26 protein-coding genes and 1 pseudogene are annotated in these 23,592 nt (G+C 69.4%); 5 read left to right on the plus strand and 22 right to left on the minus strand.

Features of this window, described 5'->3' with window-relative positions; genetic code table 11:
* Positions 1–170: 170 nt before the first annotated feature.
* The 3 genes from AMYAL_RS47620 (at position 171) to AMYAL_RS0145045 (ending at position 2,527) form a co-directional block, all read left to right on the plus strand.
* Positions 171–770 (plus strand): hypothetical protein, encoded by a 600-nt coding sequence (locus tag AMYAL_RS47620; RefSeq protein WP_143267912.1) that lies wholly within the window; start codon positions 171–173, stop codon positions 768–770.
* Between the two features lie 6 nt (positions 771–776).
* Positions 777–1,832 (plus strand): hypothetical protein, encoded by a 1,056-nt coding sequence (locus AMYAL_RS0145035; protein WP_020637892.1) that lies wholly within the window; start codon positions 777–779, stop codon positions 1,830–1,832.
* Between the two features lie 206 nt (positions 1,833–2,038).
* Entirely contained in the window at positions 2,039–2,527 is a 489-nt protein-coding gene (locus AMYAL_RS0145045; protein ID WP_020637894.1) for a hypothetical protein, read from the plus strand.
* A 142-nt stretch (positions 2,528–2,669) separates the two neighbouring features.
* Here the strand turns inward: AMYAL_RS0145045 and AMYAL_RS51185 are convergent, their stop codons facing one another.
* The 3 genes from AMYAL_RS51185 to AMYAL_RS0145055 all read right to left on the minus strand — a co-directional run bounded on the left by AMYAL_RS51185 (position 2,670) and on the right by AMYAL_RS0145055 (position 5,077).
* On the minus strand, positions 2,670–2,993 hold the full coding sequence (locus tag AMYAL_RS51185; protein WP_425332231.1) for a DUF6355 family natural product biosynthesis protein: 324 nt from the start codon (positions 2,991–2,993) through the stop codon (positions 2,670–2,672).
* Positions 2,994–3,310: 317 nt separating this feature from the next.
* Entirely contained in the window at positions 3,311–3,733 is a 423-nt protein-coding gene (locus tag AMYAL_RS0145050; RefSeq protein WP_025584751.1) for a beta/gamma crystallin family protein, read from the minus strand.
* An 834-nt stretch (positions 3,734–4,567) separates the two neighbouring features.
* Positions 4,568–5,077, minus strand: a complete 510-nt coding sequence (locus AMYAL_RS0145055; RefSeq protein WP_020637896.1) for a hypothetical protein — start codon at positions 5,075–5,077, stop codon at positions 4,568–4,570.
* An 804-nt stretch (positions 5,078–5,881) separates the two neighbouring features.
* Here AMYAL_RS0145055 and AMYAL_RS0145060 point away from each other — a divergent pair.
* On the plus strand, positions 5,882–6,793 hold the full coding sequence (locus AMYAL_RS0145060; RefSeq protein WP_020637897.1) for a hypothetical protein: 912 nt from the start codon (positions 5,882–5,884) through the stop codon (positions 6,791–6,793).
* Positions 6,794–7,077: 284 nt separating this feature from the next.
* Here AMYAL_RS0145060 and AMYAL_RS47625 read toward each other — a convergent pair whose 3' ends face one another.
* The 18 genes from AMYAL_RS47625 to AMYAL_RS0145145 form a co-directional block, all read right to left on the minus strand.
* Positions 7,078–8,328: a DNA/RNA helicase domain-containing protein gene (locus tag AMYAL_RS47625; protein WP_020637898.1), complete on the minus strand. Its 1,251-nt coding sequence runs from the start codon at positions 8,326–8,328 to the stop codon at positions 7,078–7,080.
* Positions 8,329–8,656: 328 nt separating this feature from the next.
* On the minus strand, positions 8,657–9,013 hold the full coding sequence (locus tag AMYAL_RS47630; protein WP_051137622.1) for a hypothetical protein: 357 nt from the start codon (positions 9,011–9,013) through the stop codon (positions 8,657–8,659).
* Complete coding sequence (locus AMYAL_RS0145070) at positions 9,010–9,357, minus strand: hypothetical protein (RefSeq protein WP_020637899.1); 348 nt, start codon at positions 9,355–9,357, stop codon at positions 9,010–9,012. Before AMYAL_RS0145070 ends, AMYAL_RS47630 begins: the two co-directional genes overlap by 4 nt.
* 72 nt (positions 9,358–9,429) lie before the next feature.
* Positions 9,430–9,957, minus strand: a complete 528-nt coding sequence (locus AMYAL_RS50735; RefSeq protein WP_020637900.1) for a hypothetical protein — start codon at positions 9,955–9,957, stop codon at positions 9,430–9,432.
* Positions 9,917–10,210, minus strand: coding sequence for a hypothetical protein (locus AMYAL_RS50740; protein WP_020637901.1), 294 nt, complete (start codon positions 10,208–10,210; stop codon positions 9,917–9,919). The genes AMYAL_RS50735 and AMYAL_RS50740 overlap by 41 nt, the downstream gene beginning before the upstream one ends.
* Complete coding sequence (locus tag AMYAL_RS0145085) at positions 10,207–10,695, minus strand: hypothetical protein (protein WP_020637902.1); 489 nt, start codon at positions 10,693–10,695, stop codon at positions 10,207–10,209. The genes AMYAL_RS50740 and AMYAL_RS0145085 overlap by 4 nt, the downstream gene beginning before the upstream one ends.
* 296 nt (positions 10,696–10,991) lie before the next feature.
* Positions 10,992–11,465 (minus strand): hypothetical protein, encoded by a 474-nt coding sequence (locus tag AMYAL_RS0145090; RefSeq protein WP_020637903.1) that lies wholly within the window; start codon positions 11,463–11,465, stop codon positions 10,992–10,994.
* A 38-nt stretch (positions 11,466–11,503) separates the two neighbouring features.
* Complete coding sequence (locus AMYAL_RS0145095; RefSeq protein ID WP_020637904.1) at positions 11,504–12,421, minus strand: hypothetical protein; 918 nt, start codon at positions 12,419–12,421, stop codon at positions 11,504–11,506.
* Positions 12,418–13,059 (minus strand): hypothetical protein, encoded by a 642-nt coding sequence (locus tag AMYAL_RS0145100; protein WP_020637905.1) that lies wholly within the window; start codon positions 13,057–13,059, stop codon positions 12,418–12,420. Before AMYAL_RS0145100 ends, AMYAL_RS0145095 begins: the two co-directional genes overlap by 4 nt.
* Before the next feature lie 549 nt (positions 13,060–13,608).
* Positions 13,609–13,863 (minus strand): hypothetical protein, encoded by a 255-nt coding sequence (locus AMYAL_RS0145105; protein ID WP_020637906.1) that lies wholly within the window; start codon positions 13,861–13,863, stop codon positions 13,609–13,611.
* A gap of 88 nt (positions 13,864–13,951) precedes the next feature.
* Positions 13,952–15,709 carry a hypothetical protein gene (locus AMYAL_RS0145110; RefSeq protein ID WP_020637907.1) on the minus strand — a complete coding sequence of 586 codons (1,758 nt, stop codon included), beginning with the start codon at positions 15,707–15,709 and terminating at the stop codon, positions 13,952–13,954.
* A gap of 50 nt (positions 15,710–15,759) precedes the next feature.
* Positions 15,760–16,941, minus strand: a complete 1,182-nt coding sequence (locus AMYAL_RS0145115) for an AAA family ATPase (RefSeq protein WP_020637908.1) — start codon at positions 16,939–16,941, stop codon at positions 15,760–15,762.
* Between the two features lie 76 nt (positions 16,942–17,017).
* Positions 17,018–17,344, minus strand: a complete 327-nt coding sequence (locus AMYAL_RS0145120; RefSeq protein WP_143267911.1) for a hypothetical protein — start codon at positions 17,342–17,344, stop codon at positions 17,018–17,020.
* Between the two features lie 50 nt (positions 17,345–17,394).
* Positions 17,395–17,688 (minus strand): hypothetical protein, encoded by a 294-nt coding sequence (locus tag AMYAL_RS49755; RefSeq protein WP_020637910.1) that lies wholly within the window; start codon positions 17,686–17,688, stop codon positions 17,395–17,397.
* Entirely contained in the window at positions 17,685–17,900 is a 216-nt protein-coding gene (locus tag AMYAL_RS49760; protein ID WP_157358239.1) for a hypothetical protein, read from the minus strand. The genes AMYAL_RS49755 and AMYAL_RS49760 overlap by 4 nt, the downstream gene beginning before the upstream one ends.
* A 920-nt stretch (positions 17,901–18,820) precedes the next feature.
* Positions 18,821–21,670 (minus strand): BTAD domain-containing putative transcriptional regulator, encoded by a 2,850-nt coding sequence (locus AMYAL_RS0145135; protein WP_039795085.1) that lies wholly within the window; start codon positions 21,668–21,670, stop codon positions 18,821–18,823.
* Positions 21,670–22,095, minus strand: a complete 426-nt coding sequence (locus AMYAL_RS0145140; protein ID WP_020637912.1) for a hypothetical protein — start codon at positions 22,093–22,095, stop codon at positions 21,670–21,672. The genes AMYAL_RS0145135 and AMYAL_RS0145140 overlap by 1 nt, the downstream gene beginning before the upstream one ends.
* Before the next feature lie 34 nt (positions 22,096–22,129).
* Positions 22,130–22,576 (minus strand): pilus assembly protein TadG-related protein, encoded by a 447-nt coding sequence (locus tag AMYAL_RS0145145; RefSeq protein ID WP_020637913.1) that lies wholly within the window; start codon positions 22,574–22,576, stop codon positions 22,130–22,132.
* A gap of 91 nt (positions 22,577–22,667) precedes the next feature.
* On the opposite strand from AMYAL_RS0145145, the pseudogene AMYAL_RS0145150 reads away from it, so the two are divergent.
* Positions 22,668–23,126: pseudogene (locus AMYAL_RS0145150) on the plus strand (hypothetical protein); the annotation flags it as partial.
* Between the two features lie 8 nt (positions 23,127–23,134).
* Here the strand turns inward: AMYAL_RS0145150 and AMYAL_RS0145155 are convergent.
* Positions 23,135–23,590 carry a TadE/TadG family type IV pilus assembly protein gene (locus AMYAL_RS0145155; RefSeq protein WP_039795087.1) on the minus strand — a complete coding sequence of 152 codons (456 nt, stop codon included), beginning with the start codon at positions 23,588–23,590 and terminating at the stop codon, positions 23,135–23,137.
* Positions 23,591–23,592 lie beyond the last annotated feature (2 nt).

Raw genomic sequence — 23,592 nt, forward strand, 5'->3', positions numbered from 1 at the left:
GCTTAGTGGTGACGATGTACAGCTCGTTGCCGGTCGAGCATTTCAGAACGCATCGCCATATCTCGGGGGTTGTCGAGGCAAAACCTATACAACGCTTGACATATCGACATGTATGGAGCGTCCCTGGACATGTCATAGCGCGAATTAAGCGCAGGGCTACCAAAGGGGATGTGTCATCCATGGTGTTAAACCACGCTGCCGTTCATGGCAGCAGCACAGCGGGCCCGGCGGTGCCGGACAAAGAAGTGTGGGTCGCGATGCCATATAAACCAGCATTCCCCGGCATCATCCCCGCCGACGAGACGCCACCTGGCGTCATTGGCGATCGGGCCCGCTTCCCCACCCTGCACGACCTGAAGTGCGACGCCGAAATCGGCTTGCGATGCCGTCCTACCGTCGCGCGCTGGATCGGGATCTATCTGGAGTCGTTCTACGGCGCCGCCCAGTACCACTTCACCTGGTCCGGGGACGCCCTGGAAATCCACGACGCTCTGGGAGGAGGGGACGACGATTCCCCTTCGGGCGTGGTCCGTCCCGGAGATGACGGCCGTTACGAGATCCGCGATCTCTGGTACCCCATGGCACCGACGGCGATCGGCGAACTACATCAACGGCATCCCGACGCCCTGGCTTCGCTGACACTCGACGCCGACCCTGCTCCGGTTTCGCACATGCTGGCGTACTTGACCGATCATCCCGGCGCCCCGTCGAGCCTGTGGCGGAACATAGAGACCCTGCTGGCGACACTCGCCGTCGAACCGGGGCGGTGACCTCCGATGGCTTCGGCGCTCACCGCGTACGACGTCCCCGAGATCCGGGCACGGATGACCGAATGGGCCCGGGACCCTGGAACGGACGGTGCGGGCAACTGGTTCCGGTTCTTCGTCGGCCCCCGGCCCGACGATTCGGCGGGAGAGCCCGCGTTCCCGCCGCTGGACGACGTCGGCGCCACGATCACGGACACGCTCCGTGCCCAGCTGCCAGCCGCCGAGCTGTTCTACGTCTCCGCCGACCTGACCGATCTCGCGAGCCACGCAGCGACCACTCTGGCCGACTATCGCCTCCACCCCGAAGACCTGCCCGCCCCCGTAGGCTTCCTGGTCTACGAGCACCCGCCCGTCGCCGGGACCGCGAGCGCCCGGCACGACGCGGTCTCTGTTGTCTCGTGGGGCCTGGGACGCGGCGGCTTGTGGGTACAGGCCTGGGGCGCCGTTCCCGATCCGGAGCCACCGGCGGTCGAGGTGGGGCGCGGACTCGCCCGCCTGTCCCGCGACTACGCGCTGTCCCAGATGCGGAAAGCCGCCGCGCTGAACCTGCCGCTACCCACGCCGGGCAACAAGCCCGCCAGCCACGACGACACCGTCGACCACGGTGCCAAACACATCCTGGCCACGTTCCTGCGCAACGCCGAACGCGCACCGATTCCGCCGTCGTTCGCCCCGCCGCACGGCTACGAGTGGTGCGGCGTGACCCCCATGCTGTTCACCGACATGAAGGGCTGGCCCAGCTCGCTGGCCGAAGGTACCTCCGCCGTCGACATCGACGCGCAGATCGCCCTCCAGCGCACCATCCTCACCACCTGGCTGCTGCTGGGCCAGACCCTCGTGCGCTCCGAGCACACCCGAGCGCCTCGCGCCGCCCGCCGCCCGCCGCCGTATCGAACGCTACGACCCCGCCCTCGGCACAGCCGTCCGCCTCGTCGACCTCCGGCGCGCCCGCACCACGCCCGCCGACCGATCCCAGGGCGACGTCGGCGCGGGCACCCGCGAATACCACCACAGCTGGGTCGTGCGCGGCCACTGGCGCAAGCAGTACTACCCGAGCCGAGGTGATCACTGCCCCGTCTGGATCGCCGATCACTTCGCCGGACCGGAAGACAAACCCCTCATCGGCGGCGAACGCGTCAACGTCCTGCGCCGCTAACCCCGGACAGCCCCCGCCTGCTGACCACACCCACGTGGCGCGAGCTGGTCACGACTGTCCACAACAGACGACCTGCACCCGCAGGTGACCGGAAAACAACGAAGGGAACCAGAACATGACCACCACAGAGGGAACCAGCGCCCCGGCGACCGAACCAGCACCCGCCCCCGTGGCGATCATCGGCGAACTCTACGACGAGACCGCCGAGCTGCCGCTTCGGGACATCGCCGCCCGCATCCGCGAAGACCTCGTCGCCGTCCAGGACGACGACATGATCCACGCCGATGCCGAGTTCGCTGTCGTGGCGGACGAATCCGGCCCGCAGAACCAGATCCGCATCACGATCTCGGGCCTGCCCCACAGCGATCACGGCACCGCCGACGCACCGACCATGGATATCACCCAGGACGTGTTCCGGGCGGCGTTCGCACTGGCTGGGCACTACAACCGGTTCACCAGCAGCCCCTATCAGCTGCGGTACCTCGTGGTCATCCACGCCGTCCACGACAGCGGCACCGTGTACGCCAAAGGCGTCGGCGCCATCGGGCTCTGGGGAACACTGCCCCAGCCCGAACCCGCGGAAGCGCCCTCCGACACCAGGTAACAGGTGCCCGAGGCCGACAACAAGCCCACTACGGGGCGCGGCAGTCACGAGGTGGGTGGTTGGACCACCCGCTGGACCGAAGCAAGTCCAGTTCGGCTCGACTCGGACTACGCGCACTCACGGGAACGGCAAGCTGCCGCGGCTAACACAGTCTGCCGGTGTACTTGGCGCCACGGTACCTGGAAGCCAGGCCAAGATCTGTTTCGCCGGGTCCGACGCACCTGTCCTCGTCGCGACCGAGAGGAACATCCAAGCGGATCACAATCCGGGAACCGTCGGACGTGCAGTGTTTGTACCAGGCATGCCCCTCGGATTCCGAGTAGCCGCATGGCTTGGAGGCTGCCACTGCCATGGTCGGTGACGCCGATGCTGTGCTCGCAATACCGCAAAGGCTGACGGTGGCCGCGCCGAGTACGACCGTTGCTCTCGCCGCGCGCCGGGCACGCCCGCTCTTCATACGTTGCATGAATTGACTCCTAAGGCATCAACGAAAGATTCTTCTCGCCCAGTTTCAGTCGCCCAGGCAGTCGATAGCTGGCTCCGGCTGACGGGATCGCCAGGGGTTCGCACCTCCTGAACCCGGAAGGATGGGACCTGCCGACGGAACTGGGGTTACCAAGGGGGTGGCATGTCGAGGGCCTGGCCTCGTTGGCTACGCAACGAGGCCAGGCCCTCGTCACCCGACTCGTCGTGGAACCCGGCTTGCTGCGGTTAGCGGTTTCGTCCGTATGCCGACGCTTCGGGCTACGCGAGGCGGTATCGGTTTTTCTCTGGCGTGTGTACTTAGTTTGGCGAGCCGATGGCCGTCGCGCCGTTGCAGCTGGAGATCGCGCCACGTGCTTGGACTATGGAGGACATCTTGTCCCCGAACGAGACACTGTCCATGTTGCTCAGGTGGGAATTGGGCCGAACGCAGAGCGCCTTGCCCCCGCGGTTTTTGTGTTCGTAGATGAGCCAGTAGGTACTCGTCTTGTTCACGAAGCTGCTCGCTTTGTCTCCGAAACCGACATCGTCAAGGTTCTCACTGCCGTTGCCGGGTTCGAAGTCCTTGTACGTGTCCTTGTAGCCGGTGTCGTCCCAGAAGGTGATGCGGTTGGAAAGACCGGGCAGGGCGGTGACCGTGGCCGTGGCTGTTCCTGGGACCACCACGCTGAGAACTCCGGCAAGACATGCCGCTAGCGCGAGTCCGGACTTCAGTTTCTTCATTGTGACTCCTCCGTGCCGATTGTTGCTGCCGCACCGCGCGGTCGTGCAGATGCGGCGCTTTTCAGGGGCGATGACGGACGTTGCCAACTCGCTAATCTGGGGAGCCGAAGATCAACGTCCGAGTGTTCGGCTGTTCCGCGTTGAATCGCAAGGCCGGGGCACCCCAACCCCGGCTGGCCCCCTTCCTGAGCCCCAGGACGTAACGCTGTGAAGTGTTGTCTGCGAGGCAGGGCCTGTCTGCGTCATTTGACCTTGACCGGCTACTGGGTTGCTGGGTGTCGTCACATTGCGAGTCAGCACGGATCGGACAGCGGCCCTCTTTCTATAAGCCACGAGCGGCCCACAGCACTGGCCAGGCAGACAGCCGCCGTCCGACGACAGGTCACTCTGATCTGCGCGAACAAGGGGGTCACTTGCCGCAGAACTGGCCCACCGGATGGTCGACTGAAGTGACCTCACTACTTCTGCTGTCCGCGCCACCGATCACGACGTGCTCGACCAACAGATTTCCCGGTCCCGCGTCGCTTCCACGGCCAGCACAACCCGGCCGTCATCCAGGTGCTCGCGCCGAACTCGGCCTTTCGCTGCGAGGTCCGAACCGAGGCAGGTGCCGCGGGAGCGCGGGGGTGATGAGGTGGTCGGCATGAATGAGTACGGACCTCTCCTCAGTGCTAGGGGCGAACGTGTGCCCGGAGTCTCAAGACTCGACCGTGGCCGCCCCTAGAGGTTGGTGTCTCGGCCGCCTGGCTCTGCCGCGATGTCGCGGCCGGATGCTGATTGACCCTCGGATTTCTCCGAGACGGCCTGGAAAGTCCATTCCTGGCTGTCGATCCGCTAGTTACCGTCCTGATCGGGGGCGATCCGCAACGGCAGATAGCCGTCGTCGATGCGCCGGTGCTGGTGGACATCGACGAGGGTGTCGCCATCGAAGTACACCAGCGGGTGGTCGCCGGGAGCCAGGTCGTGGCTCGTCGCGCACCACACCGCCACGGCCTCGGCGATCTCCGGCCGGAACACTAGAGCCCGCGCGCCGGGCGAGGTGTCGATCCGGGCGGGAAACCCGCTCACGGGCAGGTTGTCAGGATCGCAGGTGACCACGATCTCGCCCGGTCGCGGGTAGTGCCGCTTGGCGTCGCGCAGCACATCGAGCTGGCGGTGGAAGCGTTCGCGGGTGCGGGTCGGGCCGGACAGGAACCAGCGGCCCAGCTCGCCGAGCGGGTAACGGCCGTTCTCACCGAGAGCAACGTCGTGACGCTGGCAGGCGGCCTCCCCGGTGAATACCACCAGGCAGATCGTCCTCGATACGGCCAGCGGATACCAGCCCGGGGCGATCGGATACACCACGATGAGTCACTCGCACAGCGCCTCGGCGGCCTCCGGACGCAACCGGGGCCGTACCCACGGCCCGTGATGACGGGCGGGGTCGATCACAGCGGGAAAGCTCACGCGGTGCGGCTCGGCACCGACGGCGGGCAGTGCCCATGCCCCGTAGTGGGTTTACCGCGACGATCCCTTCGCACGCGGACGGTTTCGACCGCTGAGCGTCATTGCCAGCGATAGCTGGCGCTGGCCACAGATCGTCATTGACGGACTTGACTTCGCGCCTTGACGGAAGCATCAATGGTGACAACTCCGATCCCTACCCTGCGCACCGCAGACCTCTGGGCGAAAGCGTCGCGCAGGGAAAGTGTCGGCTCAACCGAGAAAGGGGAAGACAATGCCGGGTATGAGCGCGTGTCGCCGTCACCGTGGCGTCCGCAAGGTGGACAGTGACCATTTCGATGACGGTCACTACCGGGCCTACGGGTTCAAGCGCGGATACGGCCGCGCCCACAACGGCAAGGGCGGAGGACGTCTCAGACGCCGTCTTGTCCGCCGCCGGGAAAGACCTCGTGTGGCGTCGCGATCACAACTGGTGACGGCGTCTCTGCCTGGTTGCCGCTTGCCACGAACCACGTCACCAGTTAGTCAAACAAGCAGCGCTGTCCACATGAGACACCTATCATGTTTGACGGATCGCTTGACAATGGCGCGGTGACGAAGCGTCCATAGACGTGTAGCCCGAACAACCGGATGCGCACCGGCGGGCCAAACGCCCCGGCCGGGGCATGACCATCCCCATTCCATACCTAACGCATGGAGACCGTCATGTCCCGCAAGAACCGCACCACCAGCACCGCCCCGATCGCCGACGCCACCGACGGCGGCCGCCACCTGCATGCCGTGTCCGATGCGCCCGGCACGCAGAACACGCCCACCACGGAAGACAAAGTGCGGGCGGCGCTGACCGCCAATCCCGCCTCCACGACCGCCGCACTGGCGATGACCGCCGGAGTCGGCCGTTCGACCGCCGCGAAGATCCTGGCCCGCTGGGGGCGCAACGGCACCGCGATCCGGACCGCCGGAGACGGCCCGCGCAATCCCGACACGTGGGCGCTCGCCCCGTCGGACCGTGATGCCACACCCGGCATCGAGGACACGCGACCGGACACCACAGCGAGCGACACCGCCGACGGCACCGAGGCGGCAGCGGAGACCACCTCCAACACCGACGGCGCAACCATCGCCGACACCACGGCAGCGCAGGACACCACCGGGTCGGACGCCGATCACGACGCGGAGCCCCACGCCACGGACACCACCGACGACAAGGCCGGTCCGGTCATTGCCGCCGACGTCGAGAACGACACCAACCCGGCACCCGACACCGCACCGGGGGATCCGGCTGACAGCACGACCGGAACCGAGCCGTCTGCGGCGGAACCGCCTGCGATCGCTGACACCAACCGCCCGGACAAGGACCGACTGCCCAAGGGCGGGCTGCGAGCCATGGTGGAGGAGTACCTGACCGAACACCAGGGCGAGGACTTCGGGCCCGCCAAAATCGGCAAGGACCTCGGCCGTTCGGGGGGCGCGGTCAACAACGCCCTGGAGAAGCTGGTCGCCGACGGGTACGCGATCAAGACATGCGAGGCGCCGAAGCGGTTCGCCATCAACCCGGACAAGACCGACGTCCCGAACACGAACACCGACGCCGCCGAGCCCGCGCTGAAAGCCTGACGGCTCACCCCGCCTGGATCCGCGCGCAGGACCACCACCCCGCCCCAGGGGCAACCCGGTCCTGCGCGCGGATCTTTCATGCCCCCGGCGCGTAGGTCGAGACCCCGGTAGCGTCGTGGATCGCCTGCGACACCGGGTGTTAGGTGGCGGTGCCATCTACGCACGCCGCCGTAGGCCGCATCGCGCCCGGCCCCGCACGCGGGGGCGACTGTTCTTTTCGTTGCTCTATAACGTCGATGGGCCGTATATCCCATGGGACTGGTGGCAGCGGCGGGGCCTGTCGGCTACGTGTCGATCAGGTCGTGCAGCAGGGCGCGGGTTTCGGCATCGGTGGAGTAGAGCACGGTGCCCGCCCTGACGCGGGTGAGCAGCACGCGGTAGGTGCGGCGCACCCACAGGTCGACGTCGGCTGCTATCGCGCCGTTGAGGGCGTCGTCGTAGGTGGTGGCGGGATCGGTGACCCACTGGTCGTCGCGCCAGAGGAGGTCGGGGCCGAGGATGAGGCCGCCGTAGTCGTACTCGAAGCCTTGCGCGCTGTAGACGTTGCCGACCTGGCCGGCGCCCGCGGGATCGATCGCCCACAACGGCGAGGGCGGCAGCCCGTTGACCGCGCGCTGGCCCTTCACATTCCACGGGCGGCGCCAATCGCCGATCACGATGTCCTCGAACAGCGGATTTCCTGGCCTCGCCTCGTTCCACGGCCAGCACAACCCGGCCGTGATCCGGGTGCTCGCGCCGAGGTCGGTCTTCGTGCGCAGAAGCTGCTCCAGCTCGCCGGGACTGTCGGCAACCCGTAGCTCGAACCGGGAGGCGGGTTCTTTATCCGCGTTCCATCGGGTCGGCGGGCACGATGGGTCGTCGAGGCCGAGGAGCCGACGGACCCAGCTGTCGTAGCGGACACTGCGGTGGCGGTGCTGGCTCGTCAGCTCGGCGGTGTGCACGGCCGCGCCGCAGATCCGGGCGGCGGCGGCGAGGTAGTCGCGGTTACCGAGCTGCCCAGGGCGGATCACCTGGTCCTCGTCGAGGAGGAACACCACGACGCGGGCGGCCTCGAGCAACTGCGCGGCCTGGGTACGGTCGCTGCGGCGCGAGGCGGGCGTGTAGCGGGTGTTCGAGGTGGCCCTCAGCTGGTGCGCGTCATCGCAAACGAGCAGATCCAGGCTGTCCGGGTCGGTGTCGGTGGCGGTGCCGAAGTACTGGAAGAGCCTCTGGGTGGCGCGGGAGCCGTGTCCGGCGGTCTTGCGCAGCGCGGTGGTGAACGCCTGCGAGCCTGTGGCATGCCGGGCCCGGTAGCCGGCGCGCAGGACCTCGCCGAGCAGAGTCAGCGCGAGAGCGCTCTTGCCCGTGCCCGCGGCCCCGGCAACCACGACCACGGCCCTCGGGCCGTCCTCGTCGGCGAGGCACCGCCGCACGCGGTCGAGGACAGCCCGCTGATCGCCAGACAGTGCGAACACGTCGGCGTGGGTGAGCGAGAGAGACGCGAGGTCGAACAGGGTGGGCGCCGCGGAGCGCGCGGGTGATCCGGCGGTCGGCATGGCGAGTACGTCCTTCCCTGTGCGGCGTTGAAGGTGTGTGCCAGGATCGCAGGACTCGGGCTGGACCGCCTGGAGATGGCCGTCGGCCGGGTGGGCCTGCCGGGCATGATGAGCGGTCGGTGCACGTGCAACGCCGCCTCTAGGGCGGTGTCGCTACGCATCCGAGGACGCAGAGGCCTGGCACCAACGCTCGTGCGGAGCCCCGCAGCACTCGCCGACGTCGCGACCGGGTATACGTCACCCTCGGATTTCTCCGAGGCGATCTGAAAGGTAGCCCTCGGCGAGATCGCTGCCCCGCGCGTGAAACCGGCCGATTGGTGAGTGTCGGTCATCGAGGCGCTTCTTCGGCAGTCGTGCCGTGGTCGGTCGAGGTCTGGTGGACGGGGCGTATCCAGCGATGCGCGACCGGATCCCAGGCGGCAGTGGACATCAGGCGGTTGAAGTCGGGGAGACCGTCCCCGTAGGTCCAGCCGTACTCGAAGCACTCGGCCGCGCCGGGCCATCGCCCAGACCAGGTGTCTTCCGGACACGGGCAGGTTTCATCGTGGCCTGTGCGCTGCAGCGCGGTGGCCAGGCAGCGAGCCACGGGGCACCGCTCGTGGTGGACGCGGCCGATCTTGGCGTGGCAGCGCGGGCAGGACCGCTGCCTCCACCCACGACGACGCAACCAACGCGGAGTGCTCATGCCGACCTCTCTGCCGGGTCGTGCTGGTTCTTGATGTACTCGTTCCACGGCCGGGTCTCGGCATTGATGTAGGTGTCGTACAGGGGCACGTCGGGGTTCGCGCGCAGTTGTCGGTGGGCGAGGACCAGACTGGCTCCGGCGGTAATGGTCTCGGCGAGGCGCAGGTGCATGCGCGCCCAGTCGAGGCAGCGCCGGTATTCATCTTGGTCGTGCGCGCGGCTGCTGAGTGTCGGGTAGATCTCGCGGGCGCGGGTAAACAGGGCCTCGGCGGCGGCGCAGTGCTCGGCGGCACTGCGCGCCTCTGTCGTAGTGGCAGGGTCGGCAGGTGAGGTGTTCGGTGACATCGGTGTCGTCTCCTTCGGGAGTTGTGACTGGAACGCGATCAGAAAGCGGTGAGCACCGCGCGGGCGCGCGGATCACCCAGCACCGGGTGCGTGGGTGTGGCGGCCGTCGTCGGCGATGAGCACGCGTACGCCGAAGCGGGGAGGCCCGCCGAGGGGATCGGCCCATCCGTAAAGGGCGGGCAGCGTCCACAAGGCCTGGGCGGTGGTCTTGGCGGCGGGGTCGCCGTCGCGGTAGCCGAAGACCTCGAATCCCAGCTCCACCGCCGTCTCGTCGGCCGTGACGGCGTAGCGCAGGTGCGGTGGTAGCTGTGCCCGGAGCTCGGTGAGGGCGCTGGGTGCGCCGGGTACCGGTGGCCCGGTGAGGTCGGCCAGGATCCGCAGCCCGAGCTGGGGCAGGTCGTGGAGGTAGCTGTCGCCCAGCAGCGGCCCGTAGCGGCGGGTGGTGGTGTCGGCGGCGTCGATCCCGGTGTAGTCGCAGTACTCGCGCATGGCCGGGAACACCAGCAGTGTCTCGTCCAGTCCGGGCGGGATGTACTCGTCGGCGCGCAGCGACCACCGGTCACCCCGTCTCGCGGTCCACAGCGCCGGTGTCGAACGCATGGACATAGTCCGTGCCGTGGCTGGTGGGCCAAGGCCACGGCCACGCCTGGTTGCCGAGGGTCACCTCGCCGGCCTCGTGGATCTCGGCGGTGCGCAGGAAGAGGGCGACGAGGGTGAGGAACTCGGCCGCGGACCGGGTCCGGGTGATCTCGTCGAACCAGCGGCCATCCGGGGTGGTGCCGAGACGAACCGAGCCGAGCCAAGCGGCGTCTTCGCCGCGCCCGAGGTAGAAGTCGTGCGTCGTGCTACTCATCGGGTATCACCGCCGATGATCGGCATGTCGGAGGGTTTCTCTCGCATCAACGGCATCGGCACCGAGGGTGGCGCGGCCGGATCACGCAGCCACGCGTAGAGGTCCGGTGGGCCGAGCGGGTCGTCGCCTTCGGGGAACCTGGGGTTGTGCGGGTCGATGCAGTGCCAGCGAATACCGCCGCCGACCGTGACGAACACCGCGCTGTCGCCGGGGTCGAAGGTGATGATCCAGCTGCTGTTGTGGCTGGAGTACCACGGCCATGGCCAGCCGAGCTCGCGCCGGTACGCGTGACCGAGCGGTTCCTCCTCCCAGATATCGAGAATGTCGGCCACGGCCGCGCGGAACGTCGCCTCGTCGGTCGCGGTCACCGCCAGCCTCAAGGGTGGGACGGCGTGGAAGTTCTCGGGGTAGCACTCCCCGTGCAGGGAGCCGATCCACTCGGCGGCCTCGCCGCGTCCGAGGTAGAAGTCGGTGCTGCTCGACATCGCCAGGTCCTCCTTACCGTGACGGCGCAATGCGGGTTCGGCTCCCTGGAGCCGGGACACAGGCGTACGGATCGGGCGGCGGATACGGCGGGGCCCCGTCGTGGCACGGCGTCTCCCGGTCACGGTCAGCGAGGCGGTCGAGGACGTAGGCGAGCACGACCACCGGGGTCCACGGTCCGGGTAGGACCACGGCCAGCACTGTCCACAAGAGACGCTTCTTCCTGTCCTGCACTAGTTCTCCTCCGATTCGCTTTGGGTGGCACGGAAATGGGGCTGTCTTCCACGGGGCTTGGCACTCAGGGCTGCTGCCAGCTGGTCACGGGGTCGGTCACGCCGGGAGCGCGGAAGGCCGGGAGCCGGAGCGCGGGGGGCGCGCCCGGGTCGCACAGCCATCTCGCCAAGTCCGGCGGGCCGCACCGCAACGGCGGGCGCGGGTCGTCGGGGTCGAGGCGGTGCCAGCGGTCGCCGCCGCCCGCCGTCATGTGCGCGGCGCCGTCGTAGTGGGTGATGATCCAGTCATTGCTGTGGCTGGTGTCCCAGTCCCAGGGCCACCCGTTGCGGGGCTCGTGTGCCGCGCCGAGTCCTCCGACTGCCCACATCAGCAGCAGGTCTCCCACCGCCGTCTGGTAGGCCGAGGGTTGTCGCGCGGTCAGCGCGGCGCGGCCGTAGGGGTCTTTGAGGAGGTTGTCGGGGTGACAGGCGAACTGCAGCGAACCCAGCCACTGCGCCGTCGGCCCGGTGCCGAGGTAGAAGTCGGTACGCGTGACCATCACGAAGTCCTCTCCTTGGGGTGCGCGGGGTGGCCTGGTCAGAGGTCCTCGCGGACCGGGCAGGCGGGTGTGTGGCCGACTCCGGAGGTCAGTCCAGGCGGGCACGGCACGGGTGTGCCCGTGGCCCGAGCGTCGAGGTAGCGTCCCAGCGCGGCGGGGTCGTTGGCCGAGATCAACGGTACGTCGCCGTCGCATTCCGGGCACGGCCCGAGTACACGCAGGTCGTCCACCGTGCCGTTGAAACAGGTCAGCCGGTACTCGGTGCCGCCGTCGGTGATGGTCACCCGGAACCAGTTCCACCCGCCGTGCTGACGGTCGGGGTCGTCGGTGACCATCACCGCCGTTCTCGCCACGCCGAACTCCTCGGCCACGTCACGTCCCAGGGCACGGCGGAGGGCGGCGCGCTTGAGGTAGGCGGGGTCGCGGCCGAGGTCGGGACCGGGGTCTTGCCGTCGCGCCCGGTCGAAGGCCATACGTGCTCGCCCAGCGAGCGTGATATCTCCCCGAGCCGGAAGCTGCACGTGGCCAAGAGTGACGGTGTGCCAGTCGTTCTCGGCGTTGTCGATAGCGAAGACACCTTCGGGCAGGTACAGCACTCGCCCGCCGTCAAAGGTGTATGCGCCGCCCACATCGAGGTCTCTGCGCCGCCACGCCTTCCACGTCGCGATGTCGTGGTTGCAGTCGGACACCGCTGGCCCGAACCCGCACATCGACCATGCCTCAGCCAAGATGTCCAGCGCGGAGCGGAAGCCGGTCTCGGTGGTAGCGGTCAGGAATCGCCGTCCGACGGGCAGTAAGGCGACGGTCGCGGGGTCGGGTGTCCCGTCCGGGTATGCGGATTCCAGGTAGCCGACGTACTGGGTTCCAGGGCCTGTGCCGAGGAAGACCTCAACGCGGGAGGCCTTGCGAGGATCGCGGGGGCGCGGGCGTGTGAGGGTGGCGTTGATCGTGGTCATGTCGTCTCCTGGGTTTCCGTCGATGTGGACGGTGCGGTGGTGGTGTCGTCACGGAGTGCCTGTGCGAGCACGGGAATGCGGGCGAGTGCGTCGTCGGCCGCCATGGTCAGCGTGATGCTCACGAGGTCGTCGCTGATGAAGTAGATGCGAGCAGGTTGAGGTGCCTGCGGAAACGCCTTTTCCAGTTGGTCGGCGATCTCGCGCTGAGCTTTGTACAGGCGCGCTTGGGTTTTGGCGCGTTCGCGTCGGGCGGTCTGGGCGCGGTCGAGCCACTGGCGGAAGGCCGGGATCAGCCGCTGGTGGATGTCGGTCGCGACCTCGGCGGCCGGAGCGCCGACGGCGAACGTGGCAGCAGGAAACGGGTCTCGGTGCCAGAGGAAAACGTCGTCAAGTTCTCGCGGCAGGTCCCCCGGAACGAGCCGGTAGCGCCACGCGCCCGGTCCTGGTACCGGCTCGAAGCCGACACGGTCCCCGGTGGCCAAGCACACGACGTCGGCGACCTGGTCTCGGTCTCGGCCACGGCCGACCGTCCACTTGCCCGGTAGCGCGGTCGCGACGTCGATCGCGGCGAGGGCCACTCGGTCGTCTTTGCTGATGCGGGCGGGTTTGTCAGCCGCCGCGACTGTGGTCGTTGTCATGACAGGGGCTCCTTTCGGCGTCCCGCGCGGAGTTCCGACACGTTCGCGGAGTAGAGGCAGTGCGGGTGGTGGCCAGGGTCGCCGTGGAATTCGATCGGCGCGGTGTCGAGACCGTGGTGCTCGGACTCGGGGTCGAGGTGAGCACCGAGGTCGGCGAGGCCAGCGACTCGCGTGAACCGGGACCCGCGGTGCCTCGCAGTCCGGGCACGGGCCGAGTAACAGCCAGGACCACATCACGAACCTGGTCATGTCGGGAATGAAGTACCAGGCGCGGCCGTCGCTGGTGACCTCGATGAGGTCGCCCAGGCTGGTACTGGCGCCGATTCCGTATCGTCGGTCGGGGTCGTCCCGCACGATCACGGACTCGACACCGACGCCGAGCGCGACCGCAAGATGGGTGGTGGTGATCGCGCGGCGATTCCACGAGGACGGGATCGTGTCGCGGTCGGCGAAGGCGCGCGGGTCGATGGCGCGGTGTCGGCGGGCGACGGTGATCGCGCGGTCTGCCAGCGAGACTTCGTGTGGCGCCGTGTGTTTCGTTGGTGGCCATTACGACCACCCCAGCGCGTCTGTGGCGGGCGCGGGCGCATATCCGACCTGTTCGCCCGCGCCGAGCCACACCACGGGCTGGTCGGTGTCGGCGGGCCTGTCGCCGTCGGCATGGTCCGGGGTGCACGCGACCCGCGCGAGAAGGTGTTCCAGTGGGTAGTCGGGTTGTGTCGCGAGCCGCAACGGGGTTGCCGGGTCGTAGCGGTCGAGGGCGGCGATCAGCTCGCCCACGGTGGCGATGGTGGTATCGGTCATCGGTAAGTCATCTCCTGGTCTCGGTGTGGGCCCAGGCGGGGCGGACATGAGGGGGAGGGTGCCCACCCCGCCTGGGGTCTGGGGGTGGTTAGCGTGTGGCGCGCAGCGCGGCGGTGGCGGCTTGTCCGATGGCGCGGGCGGTGGCGGCGGGGTCGGTGAGCGTGTGATTCGTGACGCCGTCCATCGGCCGATTCCACGGGCTACCGCCGGGAAGCAGCCACAGGACCGCGCATCCTGTGGCGCGTAGGCGATCGAGGAGTCGCTGGCCCGGTTCGCGGGTCTCGTCCTCGAAGTCACCATCGGAGATGACCACCAGGAGGCGGGCGGCGTTCGGACGGGAGAGGTCGAGGGCGCCGTCGAGGGCTTCGATGGCGTCGTCGATGACGTGTCCGGCGAGGCCTGTGCCGAATTCGGTGATCCGGGCGGGGGTGGCTCCGGGGCGGGTGATCGGGGTGACCAGGCCCGAGCCGAAGGTCACGGTCGCGGTGGTGGCGGGCACATCGGTGTGATGTGCGGCGTGGGCGAGAATCCACGCGGCCGAGGCGACCGGTGCCGTGTAGTCCGTCATGGAATCGGTGACGTCGCAGGCGATACCGAGCCGTAGTGGCGGTGCGGGCACGGTTGTGCGGGTGGTGCGGGTGGTGCGGGTGAAGGGTTCGGCGGTGGGGATGGCGCCCGCCGCGCGTTGCGCGGCGGCGGTCATGGCGCCGCGCACCCGTAGCCGTCCGGGCGGTATGACCGAGGTGGTCGTGGTGGTGGTGCGGTCACGGACTCCGGCGGTGGTCAGCGCGCGGGCCAAGTGCCGCGCGGCGGTGCGTTCGTCTGTGGTGGGCGGGCGGGTGCCCGTGATGTGGGTGGCGTGCGGGCTGGTCCCGCTGCCGAAGGTCTTGTTCGCCACGCGAACCGCGCGGGCGCGGGCGGCGTCCTCGGCGGCCCGTGCCTCCATGGCCATGGTGACGGGATCAGTGGGCGCGGGGTCGTCGGCGGCCGCGCTGGTGATGGCGGCGGCAGTGGCGGTGATCGCTTGCGCCAACGGTGACGGCTTCCCGTTCCCGCTACCGGGCTGGGCGCTTCCGTCGCGTTCGGGCGGCGGCTGGTCGGGGTCGTCGCCGAGGACCTCGCACCAGCGGTGCCCGAGTTCGATCATGGCGGTGGCGTTGTCGTCGGCGACACGGTGCGCCGTGCGCCAGATGGCGCGCAGGTCGGCGAGGGTGTCGTCGCCGAGAATGCCGCGCACGACCCGTTCGACCTGAGCGACTTCGCGACGGTTGAGGACACCGCCGTCCACGCGTGCCAGCAACAGCGCGGCAGTCTGCGCGGCATCCTGTTTCGTCATGGTCGGTGCGGCGGCAGGGTCGTTGGCGCGGGTGTCGGCGAGAATGAGGTTCGTGGCGCTCCCCCGCAGCCAGTACCGGTCCTGCGGGCGGCGTCGCAAGTGCGCGGCTTCGATCCTGGACTCTTCCAGCAGGATCGCGGCCGCCGCCGCGCCCGGTGGCGCCCCAGGAGGCTTACGCCATACCGAATGCCGCGCGTGGGCGGATTCGTGGGTCAGCAGCCCCCACAATGTGCGGTAGCGCTTACGATCCCCGACCCGGTGCGGTTCGACGGTGGCGGGGTCGACCCCGCTGGGGAGATAAGTTCCGTCGACTTCGATGGCCGCGAGGTCGGGGAAGAAACACGCGGGGGCGTCGTGGCCCGCTCCGGGGGCGACGGTGACCACGAGGTCGTCGCGGTCGGCTATGGCGGGAACCTCGTCCCCGAACCGGGCGGAGAGGGTCAGCCATCCCGGTTTGGCGGGGAACACGGCGGTCGGTGCGGCGGCGGGTGCGGCGATATCCGCGGTCATCGTAGGTCCTTTCCGGACGGTCGCGGTCGGCGGAACCGGTGGGGCGGGGGCTAGAACTGTTCGCCGACGGCGAGCGGGGTGACGTGGGCGCCGAAGATGTTGCGGACCACGTCGGCGACGATGTCCTGGTCTTCTTCCGGCGCGGCGGCGATCAGGTTCCCGGCGGCGGTGATGGTGTCCAGCGCGGCGGTGGCGTCTTTGAACGCGAGGAGTTCCCGCATCTGGGGCGCCCACCCGATCTCGCCCTTCCGGTGCCGTGCGGCGAGGTTCTTCGCGACCCGCACCGCTTTCGGGTCGACCCCGATCCGGGCGGCGAGGTCGTAGTCGGTGGTCACCTCGATCTTGACCCGGAACCTCGATGCCAGCGCGGGACTCAATACCGCGCCGTGTACCCCAGGGTTGTGCCCACCCACCACGTAGAAACCGGGTGCGGCGTCGACCCGTTCCCAGTTGTTGGTCTTGATGGTGATGTGCCCGCGCCCGTCCATGACCGGGTACACGACCGCGAGCACGGGCGCGGGAATCAGGGTGAAGTCGTCGATGAAGAACGCGCGCCCCTCACGCATCGCGGTCACCAGCGGCCCGTGCGCGAACTCGTAGGTTCCGCCCAGGGCGGGCACGTACCCGCCCACGATGTCGTCCACCGTGGTGTCACTGTCGCCCGGAAGGGTCACCGCATCACCGAACGCCGCCTCGACCAGCGACGTCTTACCCGTGCCGGGGGGCCCGTACAGCAGCGAGGGAATTTTGTTCTGCCGCAACCGCCGCAACACTGTCACGTCCGAACTTCCCGCCAGTTTGCGCGGGTGGTAGAGCTGCCCGTTCGGGCGCCGTACGGGTGTGGTCACCAGCGCGGGCGCTTTCGGCCAGGGGGCGCGTTTCGGCGTGACGGGCGGCGTGGCGGCGGTTGCAGTGGCGGGTTCGGTGGTGCGCGTGCTGATCACGGCGGTCGCGGCGGCGGCGGTGTTGGCGTTCGCACGGTAAGCACGGGACGGCTGTCCCATGTAGTCCGCTTCCCCGCGCGATGCCAGGGTTTCCAAGGCGTTGCCCACCGCGCCGGATGACCGGCTCAGGAGTCGGGCGGCGGCACCCGCCGTCAGTCCGGCGTTGCCGGGTTGCTGAGTGAGCAGTTCGGCCACCATGCGGCGGAGTTCGCCGCCGCGCAACCGGTTGGCCGCGCCCGGGGCGGCGGGCGCGGTGCCCGTGGCCGGAGTCGTGGCGTTCGTGGTCATCGTGCTGGTTTCCCTTCACAGCAATGGGTTTCGACGTGTTGGCGACGTGGGGACCGGTGCGGTTGGGTGCGGATTGCTACGCGCGGCGCAACGTGGTGGTGAGCGCGAGCACGGCGTGGCCTTCGCTGGGGGCGGGGTATTCCGCGCCGTCGGCGGTCACCACCCGCCACTCCGATTGCCGCACGATGTCGGCGGGAAAGTAGCTACCGACGAAACGGCCGTCGGGACCGGTTACGGTGCCGTACAACAGTTGTTGACGGTCGGCGGGGTCGATCACCACACCCGTGACGGCGCACTCGTTTTCGGTGTTGGTGCGGGTCACCAGTTCGGGTTGCACGTCACGGCCCATGGTCGGGTCGACCACGTACACCACGCGTTCCGGTGAGTCGTCGTTGTCGTTCACGGTGTTGCCCTTTCGTTGTGGTGTCGCGGTTTTCGCGGCGGGGGTGTTCACTAGCCGAAGCGGGGAAGACCGCCTACGACGGCGACGGTGTGGGCGGTGTCGTCGTAGGTCGCGGCGTCGATCACGTGCCCGCATCCGTCGCACTTGTACAAGGGTTCGACCCACCGTTCGGGGGCGTGGGCGGTGTCGTCGCCATTCCTGTCGATCATGCAAAAACCGCTACTGTGCGGCGTGTTCCCGCATGTGCACACCCAGCGTTCGCAGTCGTGGGCGGTGATTGCGGTGACGGCGGCGGCGTGCATGGTCGGCACGTCCGGGTGTGGCGTGGCGGCGTCGCGGTTCATGGTGTTCGCCCCGTTCGCGTATGGATGTTGGCGCGGTCAGTGGGTGGCGGCGAATTCGGCTTCCGCCGCTTCGGCTTCCCGTGCGTGGTTTCGGCGGCGGCGTCGGCGGTGTCGTGGTCGGGGTAGGTGTTGGACCAACCGCAATAGCAGTGCGCGGCGGCGGTGCCGTCGGGGTTGTCGGTGGTGCCGGCGTAGCACATAGAAATCCCCAATCGCGAATTTTCCGGTTTCCGCTTTCCGGGGCCATTCGCGCCCGGCGCGGTGGTTTGTTGTGATTTCCGGTTTCCCGGTGACACAACAAACATAACTCGGCCCCCGGTGCCCGCGCAATAGTTTTCCGGGTTAATTCCAGGGAATTTTGCCTATCTTTTCGCGTGAATGCGTATGCTTTCATGGACCTGTTTGCGCAGGTCAGGAGGTTGCGCATTGCAATGGAAAGAGACGGCTGACCACGGGTGAAACCGCGGATGAATGTAGTCCTTTTCAATAAATAGTACGGCAATGAAGGAAAGAGGGAAGGCGAGCGAGGTACCGGGGTGAGTATTGGTGAGCAGATGACGGAGCCGCGTGACATCGCCGCCGGGCCTGATGTGTTCACCTGCTTGGCGTCAAGCGAGTCTGGGATACCGGTGGATCCCCCTGGAGGGGGTGTGGCCTGCGAGAACGTCTGACACGGGGGGATCCACTTTAGGCGGATACCGGAGGACGAGGCTGATAGGCCGGGTCGGCGGCCCCACGGTTGGCAGTCGCGCTCCGCGCCGCCGGAGGCGGCGGGGACGGCACTGAGTGACCGCGCCGACGGTGCGGGTCCGGCATGCGAGGCGGTGTCCGCGCGCCGGATATGCGGATCGCCACGGCGGTGGAGTGTCTTTGCGGCGCGCGAGAGTCGCCGATAACACTCGGTGAGAGCCGATGTCAGACGTGCCGGGGAATGCGTTTGTGCGCCCACGAAGTTCTTTTTCTCTGGCCTCGATGGTTGTGCTGCCACGGTCGACGCTAGCATCGGCGCGGGCGGAATCGCGGCGGGAAATCGAGGTATTTCGCTGTTCCGCGCAAATACCTTTACCGCGCGGGAAGCACGCCTTGATTCCCGAAGGGGTGGGACGTGTTCGCGAACCTGTGGCGTGGTCATTCATGGCGCCGTGGATGGAGAGAATTCCTCGGCCGGTATCCCGGTGGCGCGGGCGCGCAAGCGCTGGGCGAGGCTGACGGTGTCCGCGGTGGGCGTGGTGTCGATTTCGGCGAGGCGGGTTCGCAGGAGGTGAAGGGTGCGGGAGATGGCGTCGTGCCGGCCGAGGGTGTGCTGCAGGCGCATGATGTCGCGGTAAATCAGCTCGTTGTGTGGATCGAACGCCCGCGCGGTTTCCAGCAGATCCAAGGTGTAGTCGGGGTCGGTCCCGACCTGGGTGCGGGCGAGCGCGGCCACGGCGTCGAGCGCGTCGCGCCGTGTCGCTTCCCGGGCGGCGGTGAGCCAGTCGGCGTCCAGGCCTTCGGCCAGGGCACCGCCGTAGTGCGCCACGATCGCCTCGTAGCCCTCAGCGCGCCGCTCGGCGGTGCCGGCGGTCCGGCGGCGGGTCACCGCGTCGGCGAAGTTCCAGTAGTCCGCCTCCACCACAGCCGGGTCGAGCCGGTACTGACCGTGCTCGGCCAGGACCAGCTCGCCGACGGTGCCGCGGGTAGCGGTGTCGAGGGCGCGCCGGATACGCGACAGGACGGTGCGCAGCACGCTGGCGGGATTGCGGGGCGGCGCGTTCGGCCACAGGGCGTCGACGACCACGTCCCGCGACACTCCGCCGGGATGCACCGCGAGGAAAACCAGTAGTTCGAGCGGGCGGCTGCTCAGCTCACCGGTGAGGTCGCGCGTCTCCCCCACCGGGCCGGGGTCGAGTCGCCAATGCAGGGCCGGGGCGCCGAAGACCGTCAGCGCCAGCGGCGCGGGTGGCCTCGGCTCCGTGCCGACCGCGTGCGGGCGGGGTGTTTCGCCAGAGGTGCCGGCCGGGGACAGTTCCGGCGCGGGCGGTCCCGCGGTGATCTCCAGTCGCCGGGGATCGCCTGCGGCGTTCCCCGGCGAGGCCGGGAAAGCCGTGTCCGGTGGTGTCGCTGCCTGCCGGGGTTCGGGGCCGTCGCGGGGCGGGTCGGCGTCGGTGGTGCCGCTGTCGCGGGGTGCGGTGGTGCGGAGGAAGGCCAGGAGGTCGCGGGTCGCGGTCTCGGGCAGGGTGAAGGCGCGGGTCCCGCGCAGGGGTTCGCCGAGGCCGGGATCGGTGGCCGAAATGATGCCGCCGCCGGTGACGTAGGCGGTCACCCCGGCCCGCCATTGGCCCAGCAGCAGCGCGGTGAGCCCGTCCTGGCCGTGGTTGTCGAGCAGGTGCTGCACCCGCGCCTGCCGGCCAGGATCACCGGGTGGGGATGCGATCAGGACGGCGGGCCGCGGCGGCACCGGGGCCTCGATGGAGGCCAGGGCGGTGTCCAGGTCAGCCACCACGGTGATCGACTCCGGCAGGTCGGTGGTAGCACCTGGCACACCGAGCAGGCGGGCCACGTCGGCGCTGGGCACGTAGACCCTGCGCGTGGACGCGTTCTCGGACGCGGTGGTCAGAAGAGTGAGCAGCAGGGCGCGGGCCGCGGCGTAGCCGCCGGGCCCGACCAGGCCGAGGCCGTGGACATGGGCCAGATCGAGGGCGATCTGGATACCCTCACCGGCTGTAGCGGCCTCACCGTCGGCGTGCGAGGGCGTGGTGTCGAGCGCGATGTCGACCACGGATGGCAGCGTCGCCGGTCCGGCGACGCCACCAGCGGGTGTGGCGGCGCCGATCACACGGCGGACACGAGGTAGGAACACCGTCGGGCGGGCCTCGTCGCCCGTTCCTTCCGGTGCGGTCTCGGCGTCCAGTTCACAGTCTTCGTCGTGGTGCTGGGCGCGCAGATGAGCCAGGCGCAGCTGATACACCACCGGGGCGGCGGGCGGGTCGTCGTCGCGCCGTCCGCTGCCCGGCCAGTAGCGGGCGTGGCGCCGCCGGCGCGTGAGCACGAGCAGGGCGCTGACCGCCGCGGCCAGGCCCAGGCTGACGAACACCTCGCCGCTGCCCCAGCTCACCACTCCGCCGGCAGGTCTGTCCGTAGCGGGAGCGGCGGTAGGCGTCGCGGCCGGAGCGGTCTCCGAGGACGGTGGTGTGGTCGTGCTCGGTGCCGGTGGTGCCGGTTCGGGCGCGGGTACCGGGGGCGCGGGCGTCGATCCCGCCAGGGGCGGCCCAGGTGGGTCAGGCGGCGGGCTGGTGGTGGGGAGGTGGAGGGTGTCGCCGGGGTGGATCCGGTTCGGGTTGGTCAGGGTCCGTCCGCCGGGCTGGGCGCTGCCGTGGTTGAGGGCCCAGATTTCCGGCCAGCGATCGCCCTCGCCCAGGCAGCGTTGCGCAATTCTCCACAGCGAGTCGTGCACGCCGTTCTCCGGCGGGCGGACCCGCTCGGTCCTGGGCGCGGCCCGAACTCGGGTCTGTTCCTGGATATCCGGTGCCGTGGCGCTGGGCGTGGTGACAGCCACCTGGGCGTGACCGGCGGGTTGTGCGGCGTCGGCGGGGGTGAGGGGCGCGGCGGTGGCGGTACGGTCCAGCACGGCCACAAGCAGGGAGCCGACGAGCACAGCCGCGACGCGCCGCACCGGGCCTGTCTGCAGTCTCAGGTCCGGTAGCCGTGCTCCGCGGGCGACGTCGGCCGCGCACGCGGCGAGGTCGAGGACGAACACCAGCCACAGCAGCCAGGCCAGGCAGGCGAGGGTGTTGAGCAGGAACCGTGTGGACATGGACGTCATCAGCCGCGAGCCGATCTCGTCCAGGCCTGGCAGGTGATCCGGCAGCGGCCAGCCGACGCCGTGGATCAGCGCCCACGGCAGGCCCGCCACCAGCCCTGTCAGCACGACGGCGGCGAACAGTCCCCGCGTCACCCGGCCCAGCAGCCGCGCGGTGCGCGTGAACGGCACGCGGCCAGGCATCAGGTACTCGCCGCGGCGAGGGCTATCCCGCCGTTGCCGCCGGCTTCCGGTGCGGGCCCGGTGGGCTGGGTGGCGCGCGCCGGGGTGGCCTCCGGGGTGTTCTTACCGGGAGAGCTGCTCTTCTTCGCGATGTCGGGACGTTTGCGTTTGCCGGCGCGGCTGGATTTGGTCGTCTGGTCGCGCCAGTGGGTGAGGTCGGCGGCGGGAACGTCGGTGACCGCGGCGAGCTCAGGCACGTCGATGACGTCGGCGGCCGCGGTGAGGACCTCGCCGAGCTCGCGTTCGAGGTCGGCGAGCTGCCCGGCCAAGTCGGTGTGCCGGCGCGCCAGCTGTCCGACGGTGGCCGCCGCTCGCTGACGGCGGGCGCTGCGCGCGGAATCGGTTTCTTCCAGGCGGCGAGCGATCTCTTCGTCTGTGGTGACCATTCCGGTGTTCTCCCTTCCGTTGGCAGAGGGTGGGTCAGGGCTCGATGCCGGCGACCCCGCGCTGCGGATGTGCCGCGCCTCGTCCGTGGGTGTGGATGTCGTCGATCCCGGCCAGCGACAGCAGCTGGGTCCGGTAGACGGCGGTGACCGTGACCGTCACCGTCTCCCCGGCGACTGTCACCGTGCCGGTCGCGCCGACACTGTCGAGGTAGCGCTGCGCGAGGTCACGCGCCCGCGCCGGATCGACGCGAACCGCGCCGGTGGCGCGATAGGCGGCGAGGTCGAGCGCCTGGGCGCCGGCGCGGGCGGCGGACTCGGCCTGCCCGCCGGCGCGGACCTTGCTCGCCAGGGCGAGGCCGCCGTCCAGGCTCAGCCCGGTCAGGGCGAGCAGCCCGAGCAGGAGAGCGAGCACGAACGCGGTCACCCGGCCTTCCTCGGCACGCCACCACCGGCGCAGCCGGTACACGGACGCGCTGGGCACGCCGGTACACGACGAGACACTGGGGCGGCGAGAATGAGTGGTGTGACCGCGACGCTGGCATCGCCTGAGCTGACCGAGGACCGCGTGGCACGAGGCCGGCCACGCGATCGTCTACCTGTTGCAAGGCCGATCGCTGCGCTACGTCACGCTCCGGCCCCGAGGCGCCGGGCGCGCGGGTTTCACCGCGGTCCGGCCCCGCCGTGTCGATGTGTCGTCGGTAGCGGTCGTCGCCCATGCCGGTCCGCTCGCCCAGGCACGCTACGTCCTCGAGGCGACCAGCCTGGCCGACCGCCTCGACGACGACGTGACCGACGAGGACATCCGCCTCGGCTCCTACCTGTGCGGCGGGCACGACGACCTCGCCCTGATCACCCAGGCCCGCCAGGCCTACGGGTTCTCCGGCCGGCAACCCGATCCGTGGGCCGGGATCGCGCAGGACCTCGTCGACCGGCATTGGGCGGACATCGGCCGTATCGCCGGAGCGTTGCTCGAGCACCGGACGCTGACCGGCGCCCAGCTCCGCGCCTGCGTTCCCGCCCTCGCGCGCTGACAACGCCATCAGCCACCACCCCGCTGGGCCTGGGACCGGTAGGTGTCGACGACTTCGCTGGCGGAGGAGACCAGGGTCTTCCCGCCGGGGACGCCGAGCAGGACGGCCTGGCCGAAGTCGACGGTGCAGCGGACCTGCACGGTCACCGCGCTGGCCGGGGCCAGGGTGCCGGACATCGTGGTCGTCACGTCGCGGCACACCACCCCCGCGTGGTTGAGCGCGGAGCCGGCGGTGTCGCGGGCGGCGGCGGTCGCGGCCGTGGTGCTGCGGTGCAGCGTGGCGGCGCGGGCGCCCTGGTGCGCGGCGTCGTCGAGCCGCAGCCGCGCGTCGACGCCGCGGTGCACCACCACCGCCAACAGCACCAGCAGCATGACCAGCACCGGCGTCAGCAGGACGGCTTCGGCGGTCACCGAACCGCGCTCGGCGCGCCACCAGGCCCGTGCGGCCAGCCGGATTCCTTGCATCC

The organism is Amycolatopsis alba DSM 44262 (assembly GCF_000384215.1).
Taxonomy (GTDB): domain Bacteria; phylum Actinomycetota; class Actinomycetes; order Mycobacteriales; family Pseudonocardiaceae; genus Amycolatopsis; species Amycolatopsis alba.

Coding starts and splice junctions, on each gene's coding strand:
- AMYAL_RS0145155 (WP_039795087.1), bottom strand. CDS start 23,590: ATGCAAGGAATCCGGCTGGCCGCACGGGCCTGGTGGCGCGCCGAGCGC.
- AMYAL_RS0145070 (WP_020637899.1), bottom strand. CDS start 9,357: ATGTCACCGAACACCTCACCTGCCGACCCTGCCACTACGACAGAGGCG.
- AMYAL_RS50740 (WP_020637901.1), bottom strand. CDS start 10,210: ATGAGTAGCACGACGCACGACTTCTACCTCGGGCGCGGCGAAGACGCC.
- AMYAL_RS0145090 (WP_020637903.1), bottom strand. CDS start 11,465: ATGGTCACGCGTACCGACTTCTACCTCGGCACCGGGCCGACGGCGCAG.
- AMYAL_RS0145140 (WP_020637912.1), bottom strand. CDS start 22,095: ATGGTCACCACAGACGAAGAGATCGCTCGCCGCCTGGAAGAAACCGAT.
- AMYAL_RS0145100 (WP_020637905.1), bottom strand. CDS start 13,059: ATGACAACGACCACAGTCGCGGCGGCTGACAAACCCGCCCGCATCAGC.
- AMYAL_RS0145045 (WP_020637894.1), top strand. CDS start 2,039: ATGACCACCACAGAGGGAACCAGCGCCCCGGCGACCGAACCAGCACCC.
- AMYAL_RS51185 (WP_425332231.1), bottom strand. CDS start 2,993: ATGCAACGTATGAAGAGCGGGCGTGCCCGGCGCGCGGCGAGAGCAACG.
- AMYAL_RS47625 (WP_020637898.1), bottom strand. CDS start 8,328: ATGCCGACCGCCGGATCACCCGCGCGCTCCGCGGCGCCCACCCTGTTC.
- AMYAL_RS0145095 (WP_020637904.1), bottom strand. CDS start 12,421: ATGACCACGATCAACGCCACCCTCACACGCCCGCGCCCCCGCGATCCT.
- AMYAL_RS47630 (WP_051137622.1), bottom strand. CDS start 9,013: ATGAGCACTCCGCGTTGGTTGCGTCGTCGTGGGTGGAGGCAGCGGTCC.
- AMYAL_RS0145050 (WP_025584751.1), bottom strand. CDS start 3,733: ATGAAGAAACTGAAGTCCGGACTCGCGCTAGCGGCATGTCTTGCCGGA.
- AMYAL_RS50735 (WP_020637900.1), bottom strand. CDS start 9,957: ATGCGTTCGACACCGGCGCTGTGGACCGCGAGACGGGGTGACCGGTGG.
- AMYAL_RS49755 (WP_020637910.1), bottom strand. CDS start 17,688: ATGAACCGCGACGCCGCCACGCCACACCCGGACGTGCCGACCATGCAC.
- AMYAL_RS0145105 (WP_020637906.1), bottom strand. CDS start 13,863: ATGACCGATACCACCATCGCCACCGTGGGCGAGCTGATCGCCGCCCTC.
- AMYAL_RS0145085 (WP_020637902.1), bottom strand. CDS start 10,695: ATGTCGAGCAGCACCGACTTCTACCTCGGACGCGGCGAGGCCGCCGAG.
- AMYAL_RS0145110 (WP_020637907.1), bottom strand. CDS start 15,709: ATGACCGCGGATATCGCCGCACCCGCCGCCGCACCGACCGCCGTGTTC.
- AMYAL_RS0145115 (WP_020637908.1), bottom strand. CDS start 16,941: ATGACCACGAACGCCACGACTCCGGCCACGGGCACCGCGCCCGCCGCC.
- AMYAL_RS0145035 (WP_020637892.1), top strand. CDS start 777: ATGGCTTCGGCGCTCACCGCGTACGACGTCCCCGAGATCCGGGCACGG.
- AMYAL_RS0145060 (WP_020637897.1), top strand. CDS start 5,882: ATGTCCCGCAAGAACCGCACCACCAGCACCGCCCCGATCGCCGACGCC.
- AMYAL_RS0145135 (WP_039795085.1), bottom strand. CDS start 21,670: ATGCCTGGCCGCGTGCCGTTCACGCGCACCGCGCGGCTGCTGGGCCGG.